6 protein-coding genes are annotated in these 6,696 nt (G+C 37.6%); 2 read left to right on the plus strand and 4 right to left on the minus strand.

Translation table 11 applies throughout. The annotated features are described in order from the left end of the window. Positions 1-27 precede the first annotated feature (27 nt). Both ABNX05_RS05690 and ABNX05_RS05695 read left to right on the plus strand, forming a co-directional pair. A complete protein-coding gene (locus ABNX05_RS05690) occupies positions 28-522 on the plus strand; it encodes a cupredoxin domain-containing protein (RefSeq protein ID WP_349658835.1) in 495 nt (164 codons plus the stop codon). Next, a complete protein-coding gene (locus ABNX05_RS05695; RefSeq protein WP_349658836.1) occupies positions 506-2,167 on the plus strand; it encodes a b(o/a)3-type cytochrome-c oxidase subunit 1 in 1,662 nt (553 codons plus the stop codon). The genes ABNX05_RS05690 and ABNX05_RS05695 overlap by 17 nt, the downstream gene beginning before the upstream one ends. Positions 2,168-2,874: 707 nt before the next feature. On the opposite strand, the gene ABNX05_RS05705 is transcribed toward ABNX05_RS05695, so the two are convergent. The 4 genes from ABNX05_RS05705 to ABNX05_RS26360 all read right to left on the minus strand — a co-directional run bounded on the left by ABNX05_RS05705 (position 2,875) and on the right by ABNX05_RS26360 (position 6,465). Then, positions 2,875-4,401 (minus strand): MDR family MFS transporter, encoded by a 1,527-nt coding sequence (locus tag ABNX05_RS05705; protein WP_349658837.1) that lies wholly within the window; start codon positions 4,399-4,401, stop codon positions 2,875-2,877. 208 nt (positions 4,402-4,609) lie between these two features. Continuing rightward, positions 4,610-6,046, minus strand: coding sequence for a carboxypeptidase M32 (locus ABNX05_RS05710; protein ID WP_349658838.1), 1,437 nt, complete (start codon positions 6,044-6,046; stop codon positions 4,610-4,612). 189 nt (positions 6,047-6,235) lie between these two features. Continuing rightward, a complete protein-coding gene (locus tag ABNX05_RS05715) occupies positions 6,236-6,385 on the minus strand; it encodes a zinc ribbon domain-containing protein (protein WP_349658839.1) in 150 nt (49 codons plus the stop codon). Continuing rightward, on the minus strand, positions 6,328-6,465 hold the full coding sequence (locus tag ABNX05_RS26360) for a helix-turn-helix domain-containing protein (protein ID WP_432760123.1): 138 nt from the start codon (positions 6,463-6,465) through the stop codon (positions 6,328-6,330). The genes ABNX05_RS05715 and ABNX05_RS26360 overlap by 58 nt, the downstream gene beginning before the upstream one ends. Between the last annotated feature and the right edge of the window lie 231 nt (positions 6,466-6,696).

The raw sequence follows: 6,696 nt of genomic DNA on the forward strand, positions 1-6,696 counted from the left end.
ATTAAGAATAAGAAAGGACAGAGACATATGCACTTACATAAGTATGAGAAATACTGGCTTGTGTTTGGAGTTACTACTTTAGTAGCATTCCTTATCATTCTCGGCATCGGTGCATTTCATCAAGGCTCACATCCGAACAATGGTAAAAAAACACTAGATTATGAGAAAGTAAATGAATTCCCTCCCTTCGATAATCCTGGTGTTCACAAAGTTGAAGGTAAGGATTGGGACTATGAAGTGGTTGTTTTAGCATCAGCATTTAATTACAATCCGCCAGAAATAGAGGTCCCTCTAGGAGCTAAGGTGAAATTTATCGCAACAAGTGCGGATGTCATGCACGGTTTTGAAGTTGCAGGTACAAATATTAATATGATGCTTGAACCTGGATACATTTCTGAATATGTGACAGAAGTAAATAAAGTAGGAGAGTTTTTAATTGTATGTAATGAATACTGTGGTACAGGACATACGATGATGCACTCTATGCTAAAGGTGGTGGATCCAAATGAGTCTCAACAATAATTTGACAAAAGTGGATCGTCGTGATGCGAAGCTAGCAATGGCACATATATACGTGGCATTCATCGCATTATTATTAGGGGGTCTTGCAGGTTTATTACAGGTTTTCGTTCGTTCTGGTCAATTTACATTACCAGCAGGCATTGGTTATTATCAAGTTTTAACTGTACATGGTGTTTTACTCGGTCTTATTTTAACAACATTTTTTATTTTCGGTTTCCAAATTGCCAGTGTTAGCCGTACATCGGGGACTTTCTCAGACGGACAACGTCGCCTTGGTTGGATTGGCTTCTGGTTAATGACTATCGGTACAGCAGCTGCTGCAGTAATGGTTCTATTGAACGAAGCATCTGTTTTATATACGTTCTATGCTCCTCTGAAAGCTCACTGGATTTTCTATTTAGGCCTTACATTAGTCGTTGTTGGTTCTTGGGTTGGCGGCGCAGGTCAAATTTTACGATATGCTCAGTGGCGTAAAGAAAACAAAGGTAGCGGACAACGAAGCCCATTACTTTCATTTATGGTTGTTGTCAATAATTTAATGTGGTTCGTAGCAACTTTAGGTGTAGCTGTTTCTGTTCTATTCCAGTTACTTCCATGGTCTTTAGGCTTTATCGAACGTGTTGATGTAGCACTATCCCGTACATTATTCTGGTATTTTGGTCATGCTCTTGTATATTTCTGGTTATTGCCAGCTTACATGGTTTGGTATGTCATTATTCCGAAGGTTATTGGCGGAAAAATTTTCTCTGATTCTTTAGCAAGACTGTCATTTATGTTGTTTTTAATATTCTCTGTACCGGTTGGGATCCATCACCAATTAACAGAGCCTGGTATTGATGGTACATGGAAATTCATACAAGTTGTTTTAACATTTGCCGTAATCGTACCATCTTTAATGACCGCCTTCTCGATGTTTGCAATGTTTGAATTACGCGGTCGTGAATTAGGAGGAAAAGGACTTTTCGGCTGGTTTAAAAAATTACCATGGAAAGATGCTCGTTTCTTCGTGCCATTTGTCGGCATGTTAGCATTTATTCCTGGTGGCGCAGGCGGTATCATCAATGCTTCTTACCAAATGAACCAATTAATCCATAATACTATTTGGGTTACAGGACATTTCCATTTAACAATTGCAACAACAGCCGTATTAACTTATTTTGGGGCGGCATTTTGGTTAATTCCTTATTTAACTGGTCGTACACTGACTAAATCTTTAAACAATCTTGGTAATTTTGCCGCTATTTTATGGGCGGTAGGTATGACAATTATGTCTTCTGCTATGCATATCGCTGGTCTGATTGGTGCACCGCGTCGATCTGATTACTCTGAGTATGGCGGAGCTCAGCAAGCTTACGATTGGATTCCTTATCAAATCGCTCAAGCTGTTGGTGGCACAATTCTATTCATCGCCATCATAATCATTCTTTATATTGTGGTGAAATTAGCATGGTTTGCACCAAAAGGCGAAGAGGAATTCCCTGTTGGTGAGGTACATGAAAACGGTGGTACGACACCAGCTATTTTAGAGAACTTTAAAGTATGGCTAGTTATTTTAGTAGCATTAATTTTATTTGCTTATACTATTCCAATTATCGATATTATTTCTAATTCTCCACCTGGCTCTAAAGGCTATAAGCTTTGGTAATAATGTTTTGTCTCTTCATAAAAAGAGGTTGGAACAAAACTAGCTTCTAATATCAAAAAAGTGAAATTGAGTGTGCTTAATTTCACTTTTTTTGATTTCTCTAACTTTCTCAAATTATTTACAGCCATAAATACATGCAAGACCTATTTCGTTTTCTACGTTCAATTTTCCTCAGAGAGAAAATCGAGTGAAATGCAAATTAGCCTTCAAGACTCCAAAAACTAGTTCCACTTCAATTTCACGTTGACATAAATGGCGTTATTTTTTTTCTTCTGAAAGCTTCTTTCACTTGCGTATAGGCACATAAAATCAGTTCAAGCACCATATGAGGATGATAGGCAGGACAACCCGCACTTCGTATAAACGGTTTGAAATTTTATTACGAAAAATATAAAGCTGGTGAAATTTTACATTCCGTAAAACTTCACCAGCTTTTTTGGTATCAGAGGAATGGTTTGTCCTTGCCTCTTAGTAAAGGTATCTGCAAAATTAGCATAATGTCTCTCTTTTGCCTACCGATCATTTTTTAAAATATTTTTTAGCGAGCTCTCTTTTTCTATTTTTGTATGCGTAAATTGCGCAATCTCAACTGCTTTTTCATATGACTACCTCAATTTGAAATGTTTTAAAACATACGTTTCGTATTATAACAGTTTTAATTGAGGAGAGGCCGCATTTTGATAATTTGTGAAACACAGGCTCATATATTAATGTGATGCCTCGCGATTGTACGTTTCCATTTCAGAAGCAGGGTCGAATTGCTCTCTACCCATAGCAAATGCCATAATTAACGCAATAGCAGCTGGGATTATCGCCCAAGCAAAAGTATGAGCAACTGAAATAGTAAGTGCTTCTTGCATTTTATCGAGAACCTCTACAGGAATGACGTTTCGAGTTTCAGATGTTAGGATTACACTAGGATCACTTAACTCCATACCATTAGGTGCTTGACCACTAAACGGGGACGTTAATTTATTTGAGAAAATATGGTTTTGAATAATCCCAAACACTGTAATTCCTAATGTCATTCCTAGTTCTCGATTGAAGTTTAGCGTTGAGTTAGCCGAGCCACGTTGTCTCATACTAAGACCATGAATAACAGCATTGCTCAAAACAGAGAAAGACGAGCCAATGCCAAGACCAACGAGTATCATAAAGATTGTTACCATAAAGTGTGACGTTTCAGTTGTCAATGTTGTAAGCAAGGTAATTCCAACAACGAATAGAGTTAAAGTCGGTAACATAATCGTTCGATACTTAAATTTCGTGAGGAGAGCTCCACCCCCAGATGCTGTTACAACCGAACCGACCATCATCGGAAGTAAAATAAGACCTGAGTTCGTTGCTGAGCCTCCAAGTACGCCTTGAACAAAAATTGGAATGTAGATGGCAGCTGTAATGTAAGCAGCACCAGCAAATATTGAAATGATATTACTCGTTGCATAAAGACGATTTTTGAACATTTTAAAGGAAATGATAGGCTCTTCTACACGTAGTTCAATTAAGATAAAGCTAATAAGAAGCACTCCAAATAGAGTGAATAATCCAAGAATCATTGCGGAATCCCAAGCGTATTCTTTGCCGCCTAGCTCAAGAGCAAACATTAAACTAACTACTGCACTAACTAAAGTAACTGCGCCAAAGTAGTCGATTTTTTGCTTCGCATGTACAACAGATTCATTGTAAAATTTTGTAACTAATACAAAAGCAATTAGCCCCAGTGGTAAATTAATATAGAAAATCCAAGACCAATGAACATAATCTGTTAAATAGGCTCCAAGAAGAGGACCAAAGATACTCGATAGACCAAATACTGCCCCGAATAAGCCTCCCATTTTACCGCGTTTATCTGGAGACACTACATCAAACATAATTGTGAATGCGATTGGCATTAATGCACCACCGCCAATACCTTGAATTGCACGGTAAATACTAAGCTGAACGATTGAGTTTGCTGTACCAGCTAGCGCCGAACCGATTAAAAATACAACTAAACCGAAAATAAAAAATCTTTTACGACCATACATATCGGATAATTTCCCGAAAATCGGCATACCTGCAACCGACGCGATCATATAAGCTGATGTCACCCAGACAAGTTTGTCATATCCACCAAGATCTCCGACAATCGTACTGATTGCCGTTGCTACAATTGTATTATCCATTGCAGCCATTAAAATCGCTAATAATAGCCCAGCGATTACTACACCTATCTTACTTGTATTCTTTGCCACTTTCATACCTCCGTATTTGTGAATCCCTACTATTTTTAACTATCAATATGTATCTTGATAGGGGATGTTTAAATAACCATTTTGTATTATAACAATTCTAATCAATTTTATATACGATATAGGATTCAGCATTTTCTTTTGGAAAGAAGTGGGCCATTTGAATATGAAAAGCGATTTCTCTATAGTAGTAGAGAAATCGCTTTGACCTTTAAAGCTGATACAGCTTCGTATACTTTTCTTGTAAATAGTTTGCTAAATATTTGGCATTTAAGCCCTCCCCTGTCGCCTCTTGCAATAGCTCGAACGGCTTCTTCAGCGCACCGTATTGATGGACTTTCTCTGTTAGCCACTCCCGAATTGAAAGTAACTCACCTTTTGCCAGTAAGTCATCAAAGTTCAGAATATCTTTATCCATTGCATGCTTCCATTGTGCGGCGTAAATCATTCCTAAAGCATAGGATGGGAAATAGCCAAACATGCCCCCTGACCAGTGCATATCTTGTAAAACCCCTTTTGCATCTGTCTCAGGACGAATACCTAAATATTCCTCGTATTTATCATTCCATACTTGTGGAAGATCTTTCGCTTGAAGATCTCCATTGAATAGGTCTCGTTCAATTTCATAACGAATCATAATATGTAGTGGATACGTTAACTCATCTGCTTCAATGCGAATAAATGAAGGTTCCACCATATTGATCGCTCGTAGGAAATCAGCTAATGCTACATCACCAAATTGAGCAGGTGAATGTTTTTGCAGTCGCTCGTAATTATGCTCCCAGAACTTCTCGTTCCTACCTACAAAATTCTCATAAAATAAAGATTGGGATTCATGTATCCCCATTGATGTACCCGTTGCTAACGGTAAACCATCAAGTTTCACATCGATATTTTGTTCGTACATGGCATGTCCACACTCATGGATTGTTCCAAAAATTGCTGAGCGGAAATCGTTTTCATCATATTTCGTTGTAATACGATTATCTCCATGATTTAAGCCAATCATAAATGGATGCACACTTTCGTCTAAGCGACCTGCATCAAAATCATAGCCAAGTTGTGTTAGCATTTCCAATGATAATGCACGTTGAGATTCACGAGGGAAATGCTTAAATAATATGCTTGTATCTGGTTTATTTGGTGAGTCTGTAATTTTTTGCACAAGAGAAACGATTGTTTCACGTAATTCACCAAAAACTTGATCTAAAACATCAGTCGTCATATCCGGTTCATATAAATCTAGTAATGTATTGTACGGAGAACCGTTTTTAATACCCCAATATTGAATGAATTTCTTCTGCCAACTAATTATTTCCTCTAAATAAGGTAGGAATAAAGCAAAATTATTCGTCGCTTTTGCTTCTTCCCATGCTGTTTCTGCTTTAGATTGTAGAATGACATATTCCTTATATTCATTAGCTGGAATTTTTTTATTTTGATCGTAATCTTTCCGTACTTTCTCTACTAAACGCAGTGTAACATAATCGAGATCTACCTTTTGTCCCTCTAGATCCGTTAGTAATTTCCCTAACTCTTCACTAGTTTGCATTTCAAATAAGGAAGCAGATAATGTTCCAACTACCTCTGAACGCTGAGTTAATCCCTTCTTAGGTGCACCAGTACGCATGTCCGATACGAAAAACATATACATTTCTAAAATGTAGATATTTCTACTGTGACACAACTTATATCTTCCGACTTTCGTATGTGTGTCTTCCTTATTCTCCGAGTCTGGTTTCGCAAAAAGCTACTGCCATTTAGTATGACTCTCCAAAGGCTTAAATTCCGCAGTATCGTTGCGTACACATCTAAGGCTTAGTGTCAGTTAATTTCCTTAGATTGAGTAATTTGCTAAGTTAATGCTTGCGTTCAAATCTCTATCCAGTTTTAATCCACAAGAGCAGATAAATAATCTGTCTTTCAGTCTCAAATCGAATTTGATTTGTCCACAACTAGAACAAGTTTTGGATGATGGATACCACATCTCGCAGTCCCCGCAGACTTCCAAAACAAAACCTCTTGTTCTTTAGTTAGCTTTAGTCTTATCTTTGTCGCCATTATCATTGTTTTTCACCTTGACTTGATGTACTGACTCGACAATAGCCAATGACCAACTTTTGTTTAGCAAATTTCCCAATGGACATTCATTCCATGCGTACCACCTCTCTTTCACTAGGATAAAATCACATTACCTTATTTAGAGAGGTTGTTAACATTTTTATAGTTGTATATGTCTTTCTTGTTCACATGAAGGCGCAACCCTTCATGCAGTCTTTCTCTCACGAGTAGACCTCT

The organism is Lysinibacillus zambalensis, from assembly GCF_040183165.1.
GTDB lineage: Bacteria > Bacillota > Bacilli > Bacillales_A > Planococcaceae > Lysinibacillus > Lysinibacillus zambalensis.

Bases quoted from the DNA above. Each gene is read 5' to 3' on its own strand.
- ABNX05_RS05710 (WP_349658838.1), bottom strand. From the start codon at position 6,046: ATGTTTTTCGTATCGGACATGCGTACTGGTGCACCTAAGAAGGGATTA.
- ABNX05_RS05690 (WP_349658835.1), top strand. From the start codon at position 28: ATGCACTTACATAAGTATGAGAAATACTGGCTTGTGTTTGGAGTTACT.
- ABNX05_RS05715 (WP_349658839.1), bottom strand. From the start codon at position 6,385: ATGTGGTATCCATCATCCAAAACTTGTTCTAGTTGTGGACAAATCAAA.
- ABNX05_RS05695 (WP_349658836.1), top strand. From the start codon at position 506: ATGAGTCTCAACAATAATTTGACAAAAGTGGATCGTCGTGATGCGAAG.
- ABNX05_RS26360 (WP_432760123.1), bottom strand. From the start codon at position 6,465: ATGATAATGGCGACAAAGATAAGACTAAAGCTAACTAAAGAACAAGAG.